Genomic DNA, 19,544 nt, shown 5'->3' on the forward strand with positions numbered 1-19,544 from the left:
AAATCGGCCGCGCCGTTCGTCACACCAGTGAAGCCGCCCCAAGCGGCCCCGAGACTTGGCCGAAGCGGCCGGACCGAAGGACTTCACGCACATGACGAGTTTCCCGACTGCGCTGCATCACCGAATCCGCGAACTGGCGCGCATCGCGCCCGATGCACCCGCCATCGCGGTCCCTTTCCAGAATGACTTGCGCCTGTCGCGCGGCGCGCTCGACGCGCGGGCGTCGCGGCTGGCCCGGCAACTGCGCGCGGCCGGCGTCGGCGCGGAAGTGCGGGTGGGCGTGTGCGTCGAGCGCTCAGGCGAACTGTTCGTCGCGCTGCTGGCCGTGCTGAAGGCGGGCGGCGTGTTCGTGCCGCTCGATCCGCGTCATCCGGCCGCGCGCCTCGACTGGATCGTCCAGGATGCGCAGTTGCGGCACGGGATCGTCGACGCGGCCGGCCGTGCGGCGCTCGGCAAGCCGTTCGAACACGCGTTTGACGCGGCAGCGGAAGCCGGAGCGGCGGACGGGCAGGAGATTGCCGCCGATGAAGAGGGCGTGTCCGTCCACCCGCGTTCGGCCGCTTACATGATCTATACGTCGGGTTCGACCGGCACGCCGAAGGCGGTCGTCGTCGAACACGGGCCGCTCGCCGCGCACTGCGACGCGCTTGCGGCCGCGCTGCCGATCGAGGCCGGCGACCGCCTGCTGCATTTCGCGTCGGTCAATTTCGACGCCGCGCACGAATGCTGGCTCGCGCCGCTCGCGACCGGCGCGAGCATCGTCGTGGCGCCGCCGCAGCCGTTCGCGCCGGATGCCGCGCATGCGCTGATGGTGAATGAATCGGTCAACGTGGCCGCGTTCCCGCCCGCGTACCTGCGCGAGTTCGCGGCGGTGGCCGCGAGCGACGGCGTGCCGCCGACATTGCGCGTGCTGGCGTTCGGCGGCGAAGCGCTGCCGCAGCAGGCATTCGAATTCGTGCGCGGCACGTTCCCGTCGGTACGCCTGATCAACGGCTACGGGCCGACCGAGACCGTGATCTCGCCGATGCTGTGGCCGGTCGAGCCGGGCGAGACGCCCGTGCTGGCCGCCGACGATGCATACGCGTCGTTGCCGATCGGCCGCGTGATCGGGCCGCGCGTCGCGCGTGTCGACGGCGGCGAGGCCGGCGGCGTCGGTGAACTGCTGCTTGGCGGCGTCTGCGTCGCGCGCGGCTATCACGGCCGCCCGGCGCTGACGGCCGAACGTTTCATTCCCGATGCGGATGGCGAACCCGGTGCGCGCGTGTACCGCACGGGCGATCTGGCGCGGCTGCGCGACGACGGCGCATTCGACTATCTCGGGCGCCTCGACGATCAGGTCCAGGTGCGCGGCGTGCGTGTGGAGCCCGGTGAAATCGCCGCGTGCCTGCGCTCGCATCCGGCCGTGGCCGACGCGGCCGTGGTCGCTGAAACCGGCAGCGGGCCGACGCGGCTGATCGCGTGCGTCGCGTTGCGCGCGGCGGCCGACGATGCGGCGCTGAAAGCGCATGTGGCCGCGCAACTGCCGGCCGCCTGGCAGCCGCACCGGTTCGTGCGGTGCGATGCGCTGCCGTACACGCTGAACGGCAAGATCGACCGTGCCGCGCTGCGCGAAAAGATCGCCGCCGCGCGCGACACCGCGCAAGGCAGCGGCGACGCGCCGCGCACGCCGACCGAACAGCAGCTCGCCGGCCTCTGGCAGACGCTGCTCGGCCTCGAGGTCACGCCGTCGCGTGACGACCGTTTCTTCGCGCTGGGCGCCGATTCGCTCGCCGCGATGCAGTTGCAGGCCGCGATCCGTGCCGCGGTACGCGTGAACCTGCGGCTCGACACGCTGTTCGCCGATCCGGCGCTCTTCGAACTGGCCGAAGCGGTCGATCGTGCGGAGCGCGAAACCGGCGAGCCGCTGGCCACGATTTCCGCACGCCGTGCAGCGCGCGATGCGGGTGCGGCGGGTGTACCGCACGTCGACCGCGCCGCGTCGCTTGCACAGCAACGTTTCTGGGTACTCGCGCAAACGCGCGATGCGAGCGCCGCGTATCACATCGCCGCACACTGGACCATCGACGGCACGCTCGATCGCGCGGCGCTGCAGCGCGCGCTCGATCACGTGATCGAGCGCCACGAAGCCTGGCGCACGACGCTCGTCGACAACGACGACGGCGTCGTGATGCAGCGGATTCATGCCCATCTGCCGGTGTCGATCGCCGACATCGACCTGCGCGACCAGCCGCCTGCCGCCCGCGACGCGCAAGCCGCGCGTCTCGCCGAGCGCGATGCGGCCGAACCGTTCGACCTCGCACGCGGCCCGCTGCTGCGCGCGACGCTGGTCGCACTCGCCGACGATCGTCATCGCCTGTTGTTGACCGCGCATCACGCGATCACCGACGGCTGGAGCTCGCGCTGCGCGTTCGACGAACTGTCGGCCGCCTATTGCGCGTATGCCGAAGGCCGCGAGCCTTCGCTGCCCGATCTGCCGATCCAGTACGCCGACTATGCGGACTGGCAACGCGACATGCTGGCCGGCGGCGAGGGTGAGCGTCAGCTCGACTACTGGCGCAGCGCGTTGCGCGACGTGCCGGGCCCGCTCGCGCTGCCGGTCGATCGTCAACCGGGCGCCACACGCACGCTGCAAGGCGCGCGCGTGTCGGTGCGGCTGCCCGACGCGGTCGCGGCCGACGTGCGGCAACTCGCGCGCGACGCGCAGGCAACGGTTTTCACGGTGCTGCTGGCCGGGCTCGACGCGTGGCTGTCGCGCCTGACCGGCGCAACGGATGTCGTCGTCGCAGTGCCGGTCGCGCATCGCCAGCGCCCGGAAACGCGCGCGCTGCTCGGGCTGTTCCTGAATACGGTCGCGCTGCGTGTGCAAGTGGCGCCGACGCTGCCGTTCCGCGCGCTCGTCGATGCGACCCGCACGGCGGCGCTCGACGCGGTTGCGCATCAGGACGTGCCGTTCGAGCGCGTCGTCGATGCGGTGAAGCCGCCGGTCAAGCGCGGCGACGAATGGCTGCGCGTGAAATTCGCGCAGCAGTTCGACGCGCGGCACGACAGCGTGCTGCCGGGCGCGACGGCCGTTGCAACGCCGGGGCCCGACCTCGCCGCACGCTTCGATTTCGCCGTGGATTTCACCGACGATGCGAATGGCATCGAACTGGTCGCGGCCTATGCGACCGACTGCATTGACGCCGACACCGCACGGGCGTGGCTCGACAGTTACGCGGCGCTCGTCGGCGCGGCCGCGCGCGATCCGCACCAAACGACGGCCGTATTGCCGTGCGACGCGTCGGCCGCTTCACGCCAGCCGCGCGACGGCCGTGCACTGCGCGTCGAGCATGCGGACATCGTCGCCGCGTTCGCGCGGCAGGCCGCCGCGTATCCGCATCGCGTCGCGCTCGCCGATGAGTCGGCGTCGCTGACGTTCGCCGAACTCGACGACGCATCGAACCGCATCGCACGTGCGCTGACCCAGCGCGGCGTGGCCGCCGAAGCGTCCGTCATCGTCTGCATCGAACGCTCGGCGCGCTTCGTCGTCGGCCTGCTCGGCGCGCTGAAGGCCGGTGCGCTCGCCGTGTTGCTCGATCCCGCGCAGCCCGCCGCGCGACTGGCCGCGGCGGCAGCCGACTGCGGCGCGCGCTGGGCGCTCGTCACGGGCCCGGCCGCATGGCCTGCCGGCATCGACGCCCAGCCGCTCGACGTCGACGCGCTTGCGCAGGACGCAACCCTCGCGCATGCGGCCGGCGTGCGCATCGCACCGCATCCGGAACAGGGCGCGTACCTGATCTATACGTCGGGCTCGACCGGCACGCCGAAGGGCGTCGTCGTGTCGCACGGCGCGCTGGCCGACTACGTGCAGGGGATGCTCGACGAACTCGCGTTCGCACCGGACGCGTCGTTCGCGATGGTGTCGACCGTCGCGGCCGACCTCGGTCACACGACGCTGTTCGGCGCGCTGTGCGCGGGCCGCACGCTGCACCTGCTGCCGGCCGCCTGCGCGTTCGATCCCGACCTGTTCGCGGACGAGATGCGCCGCCGCGACGTCGGCGTGCTGAAGATCGTGCCGAGCCACCTGCAGGCGCTGCTCGACGCACGTGTGCCGACCGACGTGCTGCCGCGCCACGCGCTCGTGACCGGCGGCGAAACGCTCACGTGGGCGCTCGTCGCGCGCGTGGCCGCGCTTGCGCCGGCCTGCCGCGTGATCAACCACTACGGGCCGACCGAGGCAACTGTCGGCGCGATCGCCTGCGACACGGCGTCGATCGCCGTCGATGCGCGCGATCCGGCGAGCGGCGTGCCGCTCGGCCTGCCGCTGCCGAATGCGCGCGCGCTGGTGCTTGACGCGTTCGGTGCGTGCGTGCCGGCCGGCGCGGCGGGCGAGTTGTACCTGGGCGGGCCGGGCGTCGCGCGCGGCTACCTGGGGCGCCCGGCGCAGACCGCCGAGCGCTTCGTGCCCGATCCGTTCACGCCCGGTGCGCGGCTGTATCGCACCGGCGACCGCGTGCGCTTGCGTGCGGACGGCCGTCTCGCGTTCCTCGGCCGTATCGACGACCAGGTGAAGATTCGCGGCTACCGCGTCGAACCGGGCGAGGTGAGTGCGGCGGTGCGTGCGGCCGGCCCGGTTGCACAGGCCGAAACGCTCGCGATCGAACACGACGGCCGCGTGCGGCTCGCGACGTTCGTCGTGATGCGCGATGGCGCGAACTTCGACGAGGCTGCCGTGCGCGCGGCGCTCGCCGCGAAGCTGCCTGACTACATGGTGCCGGCGCAGTTCGTCGCGCTCGCACGCCTGCCGGTGACCGCGAACGGCAAGATCGATCGCGCCGCGTTGCGCGAACTGGCGGCCGCGCCGGTCGTGACGGTCTCCGGCGATGCACCGCAGGGCGCGGTCGAAACGGTGCTCGCCGAAGTCTGGCAGGCCGTGCTGAAGGCGCCGAAGGTCGGCCGTGACGACAACTTCTTCGAGCTCGGCGGCGATTCGATCCTTGTGCTGCAGGTGATCGCCCGCGCGCGCAAGCGCGGCGTGCGCTTCACGCCGAAGCAGCTGTTCGACGGGCCGACGGTTGCCGAACTCGCGCGTATCGCGAAGACGGAGGACGTGACTGCGGCTGCCGCGCAGCCTGCGGTTGCAGTCGCTGCCAGCGCGCCGGTGACGGCGCAGGTCCTGACGCCCGCGCAGCAGCGCTTCTTCGCACTGGACATCCCGCAGCGCGGCCACTGGAACCAGTCAGTTGCGTTCGATGTGCGCGGGTCGTTCGACGCCGATGCATTCGCGCGCGCGTTCGATGCATTGCTGACGCATCACGACGCGTTCCGCCAGCGCTTCGCGCGCGGCGCGGACGGTACGTGGCACGCCAGCGATGCGGCGAAGCCATACGATGCGCTGCCGTTCGTCGAAGTCTCCGCCCGCGACGCGGCCGACGCGCTCGCGCGCTTCGACGCGTTGCATCGCCGTCTCGACCTCGGCCGCGGGCCGCTTGCCTGCGCCTGCGCGGCACGCTTGCCGGACGGCTCGACGCAGCTCTATCTCGCGATTCACCATGCGATCGTCGATGGCGTGTCGTGGCGCATCCTGCTCGACGACCTCGACGCGGCCTATCGTGCCGCATGCGAACGCGCGCCGGTTCGACTGTCGCAACCGGGCCTGCGTGCGGACGCATGGGCTGCACGGCTCGCCCGTGCGGCAACGGAACCGGCATCGCCGTTCGCGGCCGAAGCCGCTTACTGGGCCGGCATGGCGCAGGGCGACGACATCGTGCCCGATCACCCCGATGCAGCGGCGACGAACGCCGATGCGGCCACTGTCGTGCAGACGATCGACGCGGCCTTGACCCGCGCGACGCTGACCGATGCGCACGCGGCCTATCGCACGCAGACGATCGAACTGCTGGGTGCGGCGCTCGCCCTGGCGCTGGCCGGCGTGAGCGGTGCCGCATCGTGCCGCGTCGAACTGGAAGGGCACGGCCGCGAGGCGCTGTTCGACGACGTGGATGCCAGCCGCACGATCGGCTGGCTGACGAGCCATTACCCGGTGATGCTGCCGGTGGCAGCCACGGCAAGCGACACGCTGTGCGCGGTCAAGGACGTGCTGCGCGCGGTGCCGCACAAGGGGCTCGGCTTCGGCGTGCTCGCGCACTACGGCGATGCGGCGACGCGTGCGGCGCTGGCCGCCGTGCCGCGTCCGCGCGTCACGTTCAACTATCTCGGCCAGTTCGACGCGCCGCGCGATGCAACGCTCGTGCCGCGCTTCGGCGGCACCGGCGTCGAGCGTGATCCACAGGGTCCGCTCGGCAATACGCTCGCGATCCACGCGTATCTCGACACGGATCGCGATGGCGCACGCACGCTGAAAGTGCACTGGGTCTACGGTGCACCGCAATTCGAGCGCGCGACGATCGACGCTTTCGCCGAACGTTTCGCGGCGGCGCTGCGCGAGCTCGTCGACGCCTGCGCGTCGCGCGTCGCGCATCGCGGCGGTGGCGCGACGCCGGGCGATTTCCCGCTCGCGCAGGCCGCCGGCCTCACGCAGGCCGCGATCGAGCGCACGCCGCTCGACTGGCGCACGATCGACGACGTGTATCCGTTGTCGCCGATGCAGCAGGGCATCCTGTTCCATGCGCTGTTCGCCCCCGGTCACGCCAGCTACGTGAACCAGCTCGTCGCGACCGCGACCGCGCTGGACGCCGACCGGCTCGCGGCCGCGTTCGAAGCGTCGATCGCGCGCCACGACATCCTGCGCACGAGCGTGATGCCGGACGAAGCCGCGCCGCTGCAGTGCGTGCATCGTCATGCGCGGATGCCGGTCGAGCAACTCGACTGGCGCACGCGCGTCGACACGTTCGATGCCGACTTCGACGCATGGCTCGCGGCCGATCGCACCCGCGGCTTCGACTGGCGCGAGCCGCCGCTGATGCGGCTCACGCTGATCCGCGTGACCGACGACGCATGGCGCGTCGTGTGGACGCGTCACCACGTGCTGCTCGACGGCTGGAGCACCGCGCGCCTGCTCGCCGATGTGCTGCGCGACTATCGCGACCCGGATGCCGTGTCGCCGTTCGCGAGCCGCCCGGCACTGCGTTATCGCGACTTCATCGCCTGGCTCGGCACGCGCGACCGCGTTGCCGACGAGCGCTTCTGGACCGAACGACTCGCTCGACTCGACGCACCGACGCTGATCGCGGAACGGGCGGCCGACCGCGCGGATGCCGAAATGGTCACGTGGCGCGCGACGCTCGATGCCGACACGCTGACGCGTGTCGCGCAGACGGCGCGCGCACTGAAGCTGACGGTCAACACGCTGGTGCAGGGCGCTTGGGCGCTCGCGCTGCAGCGGATGACGCACAAGCCGGCCGTCGCGTTCGGCGCGACCGTCGCGGGCCGCCCCGATGCGCTCGCGGATGTCGATAGCGTGCTCGGTCTCTTCATCAACACGCTGCCGGTGATCACCGCGCCCGCGCCGCAGCAACGTGCGGCCGACTGGCTGCAAACGCTGCAACGCGAGAACGCGGCCGCCGCCGAGCACGCCCACACGCCGCTCGCTGACATCCAGCGCTGGGCGCGCGGCGCGGGCGGCGCACTGTTCGACACATTGGTCGTGTTCGAGAACTACCCGGTCGACGATACGGCGCGCGACGCCGATCCGCGCGCACTCGCGTTGAGCGGCGTGCGCAGCATCGAAGCGACCGATTTCGCGCTGACGCTGGTGATCGAGAGCGGTGCCGAGCTGACGATCGACTATGGCTATGACACCGCGCGCGTCGACGCGCGGCAGGTTGAAACCTGGCACCGCGCGTTCGCGTGCGCACTCGATGCACTGGCCCGCACGCCGGATGCGCGGCTCGGCACGCTGTCGATCGCCGACGAAGCCACCCGTGACGCACTGGCGCGGACGCAAGACACCGCCCACGCATGGCCGGCTTCGCAGCAACAGCCGCTGCATCTGCAATTCGCCGATGCGGCACGGGCGACGCCCGACGCGATCGCGCTCGAATACGCGGACGTTCACGGTGGCGTCCATCGCGCGACCTATCGCGAACTCGATGTCAGCACGTCTCGCATCGCGGCTGCGCTGCGCCGACGCGGCGTGCAGCCCGACACGCCGGTCGCGCTGTGCGTCGAGCGTTCGTTCGACATGGTGATGGCGCTGGTCGGCGTGCTGAAGGCCGGTGCGGCCTACTTGCCGATCGATCCCGACTATCCGGCCGAGCGCATTGCCTACATGCTGCGCGACGCGCGGCCGGCCGTGGCGATCACGCAGGCCCACCTGCACGAGCAGGTCGAGGCCGCGCTCGGCGACGGCGTCGCGACGCAGTTGCTGACGGTGGCAGACCTGCTCGCCGATGAAACCGCCAGCGACACCGCCGACGTGACCGCCCCGATCGACGACGCCCAGCTCGCGTACCTGATCTACACGTCCGGCTCGACCGGCAAGCCGAAGGGCGCCGGCAACACGCACGGCGCGCTCGCGAACCGGATCGCGTGGATGCAGCACGCCTACCGGCTGACGCGCGACGACGTCGTGCTGCACAAGACGCCGTTCGGCTTCGACGTGTCGGTGTGGGAATTCGTGTGGCCGCTGGCGATCGGCGCGAAGCTCGCGATCGCCGCGCCCGGTGACCATCGCGATCCGGCGCGCCTGGCGGCCGCGATCCATGCGCACGGCGTGACGGTGCTGCACTTCGTGCCGTCGATGCTCGCTGCGTTCGCCGCGTATCTCGACGATTTCTCGGCCGCCGCGCAGTGCGACAGCGTGCGCCTGATCGTCGCGAGCGGCGAGGCGCTCGCGCCGGAACTCGTCGCGAAGATGGCGCGGCTGCTGCCGAACGCGACGCTCGTGAACCTGTACGGGCCGACCGAAGCGGCAATCGACGTGTCGCACTGGACCTGCGGCCCCGACGATGAGCATGCGGTCGCGGTGCCGATCGGCCATCCGATCGCGAACCTGCAACTGCACGTGCTCGATGCGGCATGGCAGCCGGTGCCGGCCGGCGCGACCGGGGAACTGTATCTCGCGGGCGCGGGCCTCGCACGCGGCTATCTCGGCCGTCCGGCGCTGACCGCCGAGCGCTTCGTGCCCGATCCGTTCGTGCCGGGCGCGCGCATGTACCGCACGGGTGACCTCGCACGCCGGCGCGCCGACGGCGCGCTCGACTATCTCGGCCGCGTCGACACGCAGGTGAAGCTGCGCGGCCAGCGGATCGAGCCGGGCGAGATCGAGGCGCTGCTGCGCGCGGCGCCTGGCGTGAACGACGCGGTCGTGATCGTGCGCGACGAGCAACTGATCGGCTACGTCGCACGCGGCGACGCGGGCCCGCTCGACCGGGCGGCGCTGCTCGACGCGCTGCGCGCGCAGTTGCCGGCCTACATGGTGCCGTCGCAACTGATCGAACTCGACGCGTTGCCCGTGACGCCGAACGGCAAGTGCGACCGCCATGCGCTGCCCGCACCGGTGCGCGAAGCGGCGGCCGAAGTCGAGCTGGCGACCGACACGGAACGCGCGCTCGCCGGGATCTGGCAACGCGTGCTGCACGTGGATGCGATCGGCCGCGACGGCGACTTCTTCCTGCTCGGGGGCCATTCGCTGCTCGCGACGCAGGCTCATGCGCAGGCGAACCTGCACTGGGGGCTCGCGCTGCCGCTGCGCACGCTGTTCGACACACGCACGCTGGCGCGTTGCGCGGAAGCGATCGACGCAGCCTGCGCGGCCCGTGGCGCGACCGATGCGGCGAGCGCGATCGACGCGCTGCTCGGCGAACTGGAAACCCAATAAGGACGACGGATGACGAAGGTTCAACCCGACTGGCTCGCGCTCGCGACGCGTTTCGCGCAACTGCCCGACGCGCAGCGCGCGGTCTTCATCGACAAGCTCGGCGCGGCCGGCATCGACTTCCGCGTGCTGCCGATCCCGCCGCGCACCCCGCGTAGCGACCGCGTGCCGGCGTCCTTCGCGCAGACGCGGCTGTGGCTGCATGCGCGGCTGATCGATGCGCCGGACGCATATCACATCACCGAGCGCCTGGCGCTGACGGGCCCGCTCGACGCGCATGCGCTGCGTCTTGCGTGCGACGCGCTGATCGCGCGCCATGAGGCGCTGCGCACGACCTTCGACGAAACAGAGGACGGTGTCGCACAGACGATCAACGCACCGCTGCGCTGCCCGTGGCGCGAAACCGATCTCGAAGCGTTGCCGGACGCGCAGCGCGTACCGCGCGCGGAAGCCGTCGCGACGGCCGACGAAGCCGAGCCGTTCGATCTCGGCGCGGCGCCGCTGATACGTGCGCACTTGGTGCGCTTCGACGCGACGCATCACTGGCTCGCGCTGACCGTGCATCACATCGTGTCGGACGGCTGGTCGTCGGGCGTGATGCTGTTCGAGCTTGCGTCGTTCTATCGCGCCTATGCGTCGGGCGAGCCGGTGCCGCTCGCGCCGTTGCCGATCCAGTACGCCGACTTCGCGCTGTGGCAGCGCCGCTGGCTCGACGCCGGCGAGCGCGACCGCCAGCTCGCGTTCTGGCGCGAACGGCTCGATCCGCAGCGCGGCGTACTGACGCTGCCGGGCGCGACGGCACGACCGGCGCGCCGCAGTGCGCGCGGCGCACGCCACGTGTTTTCGCTCGACGCGCGCATCGGCGCGCAACTGCGCGCATTCGCGGCTGCATCGGGCGCCACGCCGTTCGCGGTGCTGCTCGCCGCGCTCGATGCGCTGCTGGCGCGCGCGACCGGCGACGCGCGGATCTGCGTCGGCGTGCCGGCCGCGAACCGTGAACGCGCGGAGGTCGCCGGCCTGATCGGTTTCTTCGTCAACACGCTGGCGATCGACGTCGACGTGCCAGCGCATGGCGATTTCGCGTCGCTGGTCGCACGCACGCAGCGCGCGCTCGTCGACGCGCAGATGCACCAGGACGTGCCGTTCGAGCAGGTGGTCGATGCGCTCGGCGTGCCGCGCAGCGCGAGCCACCATCCGCTGTTCCAGGTGATGGCCGCCTATGGCGAGCGCCGCGCGCTGCCGGCGCTCGGCGCGGCATCGGCCGCGTTGCTGCCGTCGGGCACGCCATCCGCGAAATTCGACCTGACGCTGTCGGTCGAAGCGACGCCGGACGGCACGTTCGACGCCGCCTTCATCTATGCGCTCGACCTGTTCGAGGCGGACGCGATTGCTCGGCTGGCCGCACGCTTCGTCACGCTGCTCGCCGATGCGCTCGCGCGCCCGGACATGCCGATCGGCGATCTCGACTGGCTGCCCGCCGATGAGCGCGCGCAACTCTTCGCATGGAACGCACCGGCAGGCGCAACCGAATCCGAACCGTTCGTGCCGGTGCATGCCCGCATCGCCGCGCATGCGCAGGCACGGCCCGACGCACGCGGCGTCGCCGATGTCGATCGCGCGCTGACGCGCGGCGAAGTCGATGCGCGCGCGGCGCGGCTGGCCCGCCACCTGGTGACGGCCGGCGTCCGGCCGGAAATGCGCGTCGGCGTCGCGCTGCAGCGCTCGGTCGACCTGCTCGTCGCGCTGATCGCGGTGCTGAAGTCGGGCGCCGCGTTCGTGCCGCTCGATCCGGCGCATCCGCGCGAACGGCTCGCACAGATCGTCGGCGACGCGAACATCGCGCACGTGCTGACCGACCGCGCGAGCGCCGCGTCGCTGCCCGAACTGCCGGACCTGCGCGTGTGGCGCGCCGATGAAATCGATGCCCTCGACGAAGCCGCGCACGTCGTGCTGCCGGACGTGCTGCCGGGCCACGCGGCCTATGCGATCTACACGTCGGGTTCGACCGGCAAGCCGAAGGGCGTGATCGTCGACCACGCGTCGTTCGCGCTGCATTGCGCGGCGATCGCCGAGCGCTACGGCGCGGGCGAGAACGACGTGTTCCTGCTGTTCCAGTCGGTCAACTTCGACGGCGCGCACGAAGGCTGGTTTTCGCAATACATGTCGGGCGCCGCCGTGTCGGTGACGGCCGACGTGCTATGGCCGCCCGCGCAGACCTGCGCGATGATGGTCCGCGACGGCGTGACGATGACCTACGTGCCGCCCGGCTGCGCCGCGCAGCTCGCCGAATGGGCGCTCGCGCACGGCGCACCGCCGACGCTGCGTTCGCTGACGGTTGGTGGCGAGGCGACGTCGCGCGAGGCGTTTGCGATGCTGCGCCGCGCGCTGCCGAACGTGCGCGTGGTCAACGGCTACGGCCCGACCGAGACGGTCATCACGCCGACGCTGTGGATGTTCCGGCCCGGCGACGATCTCGCGAAGCTCGGCGACGCCGCGTACCTGCCGATCGGCACGCTGGTCGGCGCGCGCACCGCGCACGTGCTCGACGAACGGCTGCATCCGCTGCCGGTCGGCGTGATCGGCGAACTGTACCTGGGCGGCGAGGGGATCGGCGTCGCGCGCGGCTATCTCGACCGCCCGGCGCTGACGGCCGAGCGCTTCGTGCCCGATCCGTACGGCGCGCCGGGCGCGCGGCTGTATCGCACGGGCGACCTCGTGCGGCGTCGCGCGGATGGCGTGTTCGACTTCATCGGCCGCGTGGACCACCAGGTGAAGCTGCGCGGGCTGCGCATCGAACTCGGCGAGATCGAGGCCCAGCTTGCCGCGCACGACGCGGTGCGCGAAGCCTGCGCGGTCGTGCACGGGCAGGGCGCACTGGCGCAGCTCGTCGCGTATGTCGAACTGACCGCCGACGCGCAGGCGGCCGCGCAGCCTGTGGAAGCCGCGACGCTCGACGCGCACCTGCGCCGCACGCTGCCCGATTACATGGTGCCCGCGCAACTGATCGTGCTCGATGCGCTGCCGCGTAACGCGAACAGCAAGGTCGACCGCGCACGGCTGCCGGCGCCGGTACGCGTCGAGCGTGCGTACGAAGCGCCGCACGACGGCGACGAAGCCGCGCTCGCGGCGATCTGGCGCGACGTGCTGAATCTCGAGCGCGTGGGCCGTGGCGATCACTTTTTCGATCTCGGCGGCCATTCGCTCGCCGCCGTGCGCGTCGCGACGCGCGTGGCCGAACGGCTCGGCCGCGACGTGCCGGTGCGCGCACTGTTCGAGGCGCCGGTGCTCGCGCAGTATGCGGTGCAGGTAGCCGATGCGCCGCGCGCGGCGCATGCCGGTGCGGCGGCGCCGGGCGTGGCCGTCGCCAAGCCGGATGCACACGGCGTGTGGCCACTGTCGCCGGCGCAGCTCGGCCTGTGGTTCCTGTGGCGCGCGCAGCCGGACAGCGCCGCGTACAACATTCCGGTCGCGCTGCGGGTGCGTGGCCCGCTCGACGTCGATGCGCTGCGTGCGGCGTTCGCGGATGTCACCGCCGAGCATCCGGCGTTGCGCGTGCGGCTCGTGGCGCGTGACGGCGCACTGCCGGGCCAGCGGATCGATGCCGCCGTTTCTGTCGAACTGCCGGTGCTCGACCTGTCGACGCAAGCCGATGTGCTCGCCCGCGCCGCAGCGCTGACCGACGAGGATGCAGTCGCGCCGTTCGACCTCGCTGCCGATGCGCCGCTGTGGCGTGCGCGCGTGCTGCGTCTGGGTGCGGACGATCACGTGCTGTCGGTGACGATTCATCACATCGTGTCGGATGGCGAATCGATCGAGCTGTGGCTCGACGCGGTTCGTGCGTGCTATGTCGCCCGCGTGCAGGGCGGCGCCGGCGCCGTGTCGGCCGACGAGGCCGTCCAGCTGGCCGCCCAACCGCTCGTGCTGCCCGCACCGTGCCATCCGGCCCGCGTCGCCTACTGGCGCGATGCGCTGGCCGATCTGCCGGCGCGCGTGCTGCCGCAGCGCGATGACGCACCGGCGGTGCCGCAATGGCGCGCGGCCCGCATCGCGTTCGAATTCGACGGCGCGCTGATCCGCGCCGCACGCGACACGGCATCGGCCGCGCACGCGACGCTGCCGATGCTGCTGCACGCGGCGCTCAACACCGCGCTGTTCCGCGCGACGGGTGCGGTCGACCAGCCGGTCGGCGTGCTCGCGTCGACGCGCGAGCTGACGGGCGATGCGGCCCGCGACGCGCTCGGCCTTTTCATCAACTCGGTCGTCGTGCGCACGCGGATCGACCCGGCCGCGCGTCGTGCGGACGTGCTTGCACAAGTGCGCGACACGGCGCTTGCGGCCTACGCGCACGCCGACGTGCCGTTCGCGGACGTCGTCGCGGCGCTGCGCGCGCCGCGTGCGGCGCACGCCAATCCGCTGTTCCAGGTGATGTTCAACTACCTGCGCCCGACGGGTGCCGCGGCGCGCGACTGGGCCGGCCTGTCGCTGGCCGGCTTCGACGACGTGCGCCATCGCGTCGTATTTACGCTGGAGCTGGACGTCGTCGAGCATCCGGACGGCCGCGTGAGCGCCGCGTTCTCGTATGCGGACGAACTGCTCGATAGCGGCTTCGTCGATGCGCTCGTCGATCTCTATCACGATGAAGTCGCGCGTTTTGCCGGCGCGTCGGAAGCGGTGCTCGGTGCGCCCGACAAGCGTGCCGTTGCGCAGGCGCCGCATCGCGCGCAGACCGAAAGCCATGCACGCGCCGCAACGCCGCCCCGCGCACCGCATGCGGCTGCCGTGCTCGCGGCGTTGTGGTCCGACACGTTCGCGACGGCCGCGCCCGAACCCGATGCCGACCTGTTCGAAGCCGGCGCGACGTCGTTCGACGTCGTGCGCTTCGTCGACGCGGCCAGCCGCGCCGGTCACGTGCTGACGGTCGCCGACGTATTCGCGTCGCCGACGCTCGCGGCACTCGGCGCGCGGCTCGATGCGCACACGGAAACGGGACAGGAGGCGCGCCATGCTGGCTGAAGTGCGTCCGGACGGATTCACGATGCTCGATACCTACCGACTCGCGTTCGCGGACGGCCTGTTCGCCGTGCGTGACGGCGCGGAAATCCGCGTCGCGCAGGGCGACGGCATCGGCGCGCAGTTGCTGCGCGCACAACTCGGCGACGACGGCGCGCTGCGCCTCGTCGCGTACAACCATCGCGCGGCGCCGGCCGACCAGCGGCGTGCGCTGCTGGCGGCACTGGCCGCGGCGTTTTCGGACAGTGCGCGTCACGCCGCGATCCGGCTCGACCCGGCCGCGTGGCCGGCGGTCGCGCTCGATGCGCTGCGCGCGAGCGGCGTGCTCGCCGACGGCGGCCGCTGCATGCGTGAAGGCTGGGCGCAGCAGGCCGATCTGTGGCGCGTCGGCCCGCATCTGCCGTGCGCGACGTTGCCGATGTTCACTGATGGCCGCCGTCATCCGCGCCGGCCGCCCGCGCCGCGCGGCGAGGTCTACGCGCGCGACCTGCCGGCGCTCGGCGTGCGCTTCACGCTGCGCGGCTGGCAGCCGGCCGAGGACACCGCGCGACTCGCGTGCTGGTTCGACGAGCCGCGCGTGCGCAACGGCTGGCCGGGCACGCCGCCCGGTGCGGACGGCACGCAAGGCGCCGCGCCCGACACCGATCCGCACGTGATTCCGCTCGTCGGCTGCTTCGACGGCGAACCGTTCGCGTATGTCGAGGCGTACTGGCTGAAGGAAGACGCGCTCGCGCCGCACGTCGCGGCGCGCGACTACGACCGCGGGCTGCGGATGCTGGTCGGCGAGTCGCGCTGGCGCGGCCCGCATTGCGTGGCGGGCTGGCTGCCGTCCGTCGTTCATTACCTGTTTCTCGACGACCCGCGCACCGAAGCGGTCGGCTGTGCCGTTCCGGCCGGCCACGCGCGGGTTGCCGACCATCTCGCGCGGCACGGCTTCGCGCGGCAGCGCCGTCTCGCGCTGGCCGACGCGCAGCCGCTGTGGATGCGCACGCTGCGCGAGACGTTCTTCTCCGGCCGTCACGTCTGACGCGCCGGATTCACCGACAAGGGAGCTGAGACATGCAGAGAGAAACCGTATTCGACCTGATCGGCGTCGGCTTCGGGCCGTCGAATCTGGCGCTGGCCATCCGCCTCGAGGAACGGCGCGCGGCGCGCCCGCTCACCCATTGTTTCGTCGAGCGCCAGCCTGAATTCGGCTGGCATCGCGGCATGTTGCTCGACGACTGCCGGATGCAGATCTCGTTTCTGAAGGATCTCGTCACGATGCGCGATCCGAAAAGCCGCTACACGTTCATCAACTACCTGTTCGAACGCGGCCGGCTGAACGAATTCGTCAACCTGAAGAACTTCTATCCGACCCGCGTCGAGTTCCACGACTACCTGAGCTGGGTGGCCGAGGCGTTCGACGATCGCGTCCATTACAGCGAGACTGTCCTCGCGATCGAGCCGGTGCACGGCGACGGCGCGAGGATCGACGCGCTGCGCGTGCTGTCGTGCGACGCGGCCGGCCACGAGCGCCAGCGCGTCACGCGCGCGCTGTCGGTCGGCGTCGGCGGCACGCCGGCGGTGCCGGACGCGTTCGCCGCGCTCGGCCGCGACCGGGTGATCCACTCGTCGTCGTACCTGACCGACATCGACCGGCTCGTCGCGTCGCCGGACGGCGAGCGCCGCCGCGTCGCCGTGATCGGCGCGGGGCAGAGCGCGGCCGAGGTGTTCATCGACCTCGCGCGCCGCTTCCCGCACGTCGACGCGAACCTCGTGATGCGCGCGGGCGCCCTGAAGCCGGCGGACGACAGCCCGTTCGTCAACGAGATCTTCAGCCCCGAGTTCACCGATGTCGTCTATGCGCAGCCGCACGACGCGCGCCGCGCGCTGCTCGAGCGCTATCGCGACACGAACTACGCGGTGGTCGACCGGCCGCTGATCGAACAGATCTACGAAATGCTGTACCTGCAGCGCATCGACGGCACGCCGCGTCATGCGCTGCTCGCGAACAGCGCGATCGAGGCCGCGGTGCGCACCGCCGACGGCCGCATCGAGCTGACGCTGCGCGACCGGATGAGCGGCGACACGCGCGTCGAGCGCTTCGACGCACTCGTGCTGGCCACCGGCTACCGCCGCGACACGCATTCGGCGCTGCTCGAAGGGCTCGCGCCGCACCTGGGCGATGCGCTCTCACGGGGTGACGTCACGCGCGACTACCTGCTCGCGACGCCCGAGCATTTCGCGCCGCGCATCTACCTGCAAGGCTGCTGCGAAGACAGCCACGGCCTGTCCGACACGCTGCTGTCGGTACTGGCGCGCCGCGCGGACGAAATCTGCGCGTCGCTCGAAGACGGGATCACGCCCGCCCATGAAGAAGGCGCGGCCCGGGCAACACAGGAAAAACGACAGGAAAACGGGGCGAGCGCGAGCCGGATGGCTTTCGCTCTTTGACAAAGGCGCGGTCGGAGACCGCATGAAAAAAGTGGAGCAGAGAAAGATGGAGTGGGCAACAGGCACGCGTTTGCGTGCGATCGCAGCCGCGGCGAGCGTGGCGTTCGGTGTGGCGGCAGGGCACGCACATGCCCAGACGGCGCCGGCCGTGAACGCAGGCGCAGCGGCGTCGGCCAGCAGTGCGCAGAACGGTGCGGCGGCGAGTGCGTCGGCCGGCACGCTGCCGACGATCAACGTCAACGCGGGCTCGGAAGGAGACGGCACGGTCGGGCTCGTCGCGAAGCGCAGCCGCACCGGCACGAAGACCAGTACGTCGATCAACGAGATCCCGCAGACGATCAACGTCGTCACCGCGCAGCAGATCGAGATGACCGGCGCGACCGACGTGAACGCGGCACTGCGCTACGTGCCGGGCTTCTCGTCGTACGGCTCGGACAACCGTTCCGACTGGTACGCGGCGCTGCGCGGCTTCACGCCGACCGCGTACGTGAACGGGCTGCAGGTGCCGAACACGATCAACCTCGCGAGCTGGCGCGTCGATCCGTACATGATCGACAGCATCAGCGTGCTGCGCGGGCCGACGTCGGTGCTGTACGGCGCGGGCGACCCGGGTGCGATCGTCGACGTGCAGACCAAGCTCGCCGACGGCGAGCGCGTGCGCGAGGCCGGCGTGCAGATCGGCAACTACGCGCGCAAGCAGTTCATGATCGACGTCGGCGACAAGCTCGACCCGGACGGCAAATACGCGTACCGCTTCGTCGGCGTCGCACGCGACGGCAACGCGCTGACCGGCCCGAACAACGACCAGCGCGTCGCGCTCGCGCCGTCGTTCCGCTGGCGTCCGAACGCGGATACGTCGCTGACGCTGTCGGCCACCTATCTGCAGGATTGGGGCGACATCTCGTCGAACTTCCTGCCCGCGGTAGGCACCGTGCTGCCGAACCCGAACGGTCAGATCAACAAGGACGTGTACGAAGGCGATCCGAACTTCAACTACTACCGCAAGAAGCAGTGGTCGGTCGGCTATCAGTTCGAGCGGAACCTGACGCCGGCGTGGACGTTCCGCCAGAACACGCGCCTGATGCACCTGTCGCTCGACAACGGTTCGGTATTCGGCAACGGCTTCGTCGATGGCAGCACGACCGACGTGTCGCGCTGGGCCGGCGTGTTCCAGATGAACTACAGCCGCTTCGACATCGACAACAACCTCGAAGGCCGCTTCGCGACGGGCCCGCTCCAGCACACGCTGCTGCTCGGCTTCCAGTACAACCGCCAGACCGCGACCGACAGCGAATGGCTTGCCGCCGCGCCGCCGCTGAACCTCTACAACCCGGTCTACCTGCCTGTCACGAAGGCGGTGCTCACGCCCGACTCGACGTTCCGCACCAACACGTACACGACGATGAACACGTTCGGCCTGTACGCGCAGGACCAGATCAAGTGGAACCGCTGGACGTTGACGCTCGGCGGCCGCGAGGACTGGGTCAACATGCGGATGGACGACCGGGCGGCCGGCACGTCGACGAAGGCGGACGTCACGGCGTTCACCGGCCGCGTCGGCCTCACGTACCAGGGCGACTACGGGCTGTCGCCGTACGTCAGCTACGCGACGTCGTTCAATCCGCTGATCGGCGTGAACCTGGTCGGCGGCGGGCTGCCGCAGCCGACCCGCGGCAAGCAGATCGAAGCCGGCTTGCGCTGGCAGCCGCCCGGCAAGAACCTGATGCTGAACGCGGCGATCTACCAGATCAACCAGACCAACGTGCTCACGACCGCGCTGCCGAGCCAGGACCCGACCGGCACGAAGTCGGTGCAGACGGGCGAGGTGCGTTCGCGAGGAATCGAGCTGAGCGCGACCGGCAAGGTTACGCGCAACCTGTCGGTGATTGCCTCGTACGTGTATCAGGACGTGAAGAACGTGAAGGCCAACGACAGCTCGCTGAACAACTGGCCGGTCGACATTCCGCGTCCGCGCCAGATGGCGTCGCTGTGGACCGACTGGACGTGGCACACGGGGCCGCTCGCGGGCTTCGGCCTCGGCGGCGGCATTCGTTACCAGAGCGCATCGGCCGGTGCGGCCGACAACTCGCTGACGGTATCGAGCGTCACGCTGTTCGACGCGGGCGTGCACTACGACACGCGTAACTGGCGCTTCGCCGTGAACGGAACGAACCTGGCCAACCGTCACTACATCAGTGGCTGCCAGTCGATGAACGTCTGTGTGTTCGGCACCGACCGTACCGTGATCGCGACCGCGAAATACAACTGGTGACGTCGCGCGCCGCGGCCCGCCGGCTGGCCTTCGTGGCCGGCGCGGGTGGGCCTCGGCGCCTTCGTCCGC

General features: G+C 71.1%; 5 protein-coding genes. All 5 read left to right on the forward strand.

What is annotated here, in order from left to right; all coding sequences use genetic code 11:
* The first annotated feature begins 91 nt into the window (after positions 1 to 91).
* From CFB50_RS08980 to CFB50_RS09000, 5 genes are read left to right on the forward strand one after another with little or no spacing between them, the layout of a single operon-like run.
* Positions 92 to 9,760, forward strand: coding sequence for a non-ribosomal peptide synthetase (locus CFB50_RS08980; protein ID WP_089445602.1), 9,669 nt, complete (start codon positions 92 to 94; stop codon positions 9,758 to 9,760).
* Positions 9,761 to 9,769: 9 nt separating this feature from the next.
* Positions 9,770 to 14,770: a non-ribosomal peptide synthetase gene (locus tag CFB50_RS08985; protein WP_089445603.1), complete on the forward strand. Its 5,001-nt coding sequence runs from the start codon at positions 9,770 to 9,772 to the stop codon at positions 14,768 to 14,770.
* A complete protein-coding gene (locus CFB50_RS08990) occupies positions 14,760 to 15,794 on the forward strand; it encodes a GNAT family N-acetyltransferase (RefSeq protein ID WP_089445604.1) in 1,035 nt (344 codons plus the stop codon). Before CFB50_RS08985 ends, CFB50_RS08990 begins: the two co-directional genes overlap by 11 nt.
* 32 nt (positions 15,795 to 15,826) lie before the next feature.
* Entirely contained in the window at positions 15,827 to 17,203 is a 1,377-nt protein-coding gene (locus CFB50_RS08995; protein ID WP_089445605.1) for a lysine N(6)-hydroxylase/L-ornithine N(5)-oxygenase family protein, read from the forward strand.
* A gap of 22 nt (positions 17,204 to 17,225) precedes the next feature.
* Complete coding sequence (locus tag CFB50_RS09000; RefSeq protein ID WP_089445606.1) at positions 17,226 to 19,475, forward strand: TonB-dependent siderophore receptor; 2,250 nt, start codon at positions 17,226 to 17,228, stop codon at positions 19,473 to 19,475.
* The last annotated feature ends 69 nt before the right edge of the window (positions 19,476 to 19,544 follow it).

Source organism: Burkholderia sp. AU33423 (assembly GCF_002223135.1).
Lineage (GTDB): Bacteria > Pseudomonadota > Gammaproteobacteria > Burkholderiales > Burkholderiaceae > Burkholderia > Burkholderia lata_D.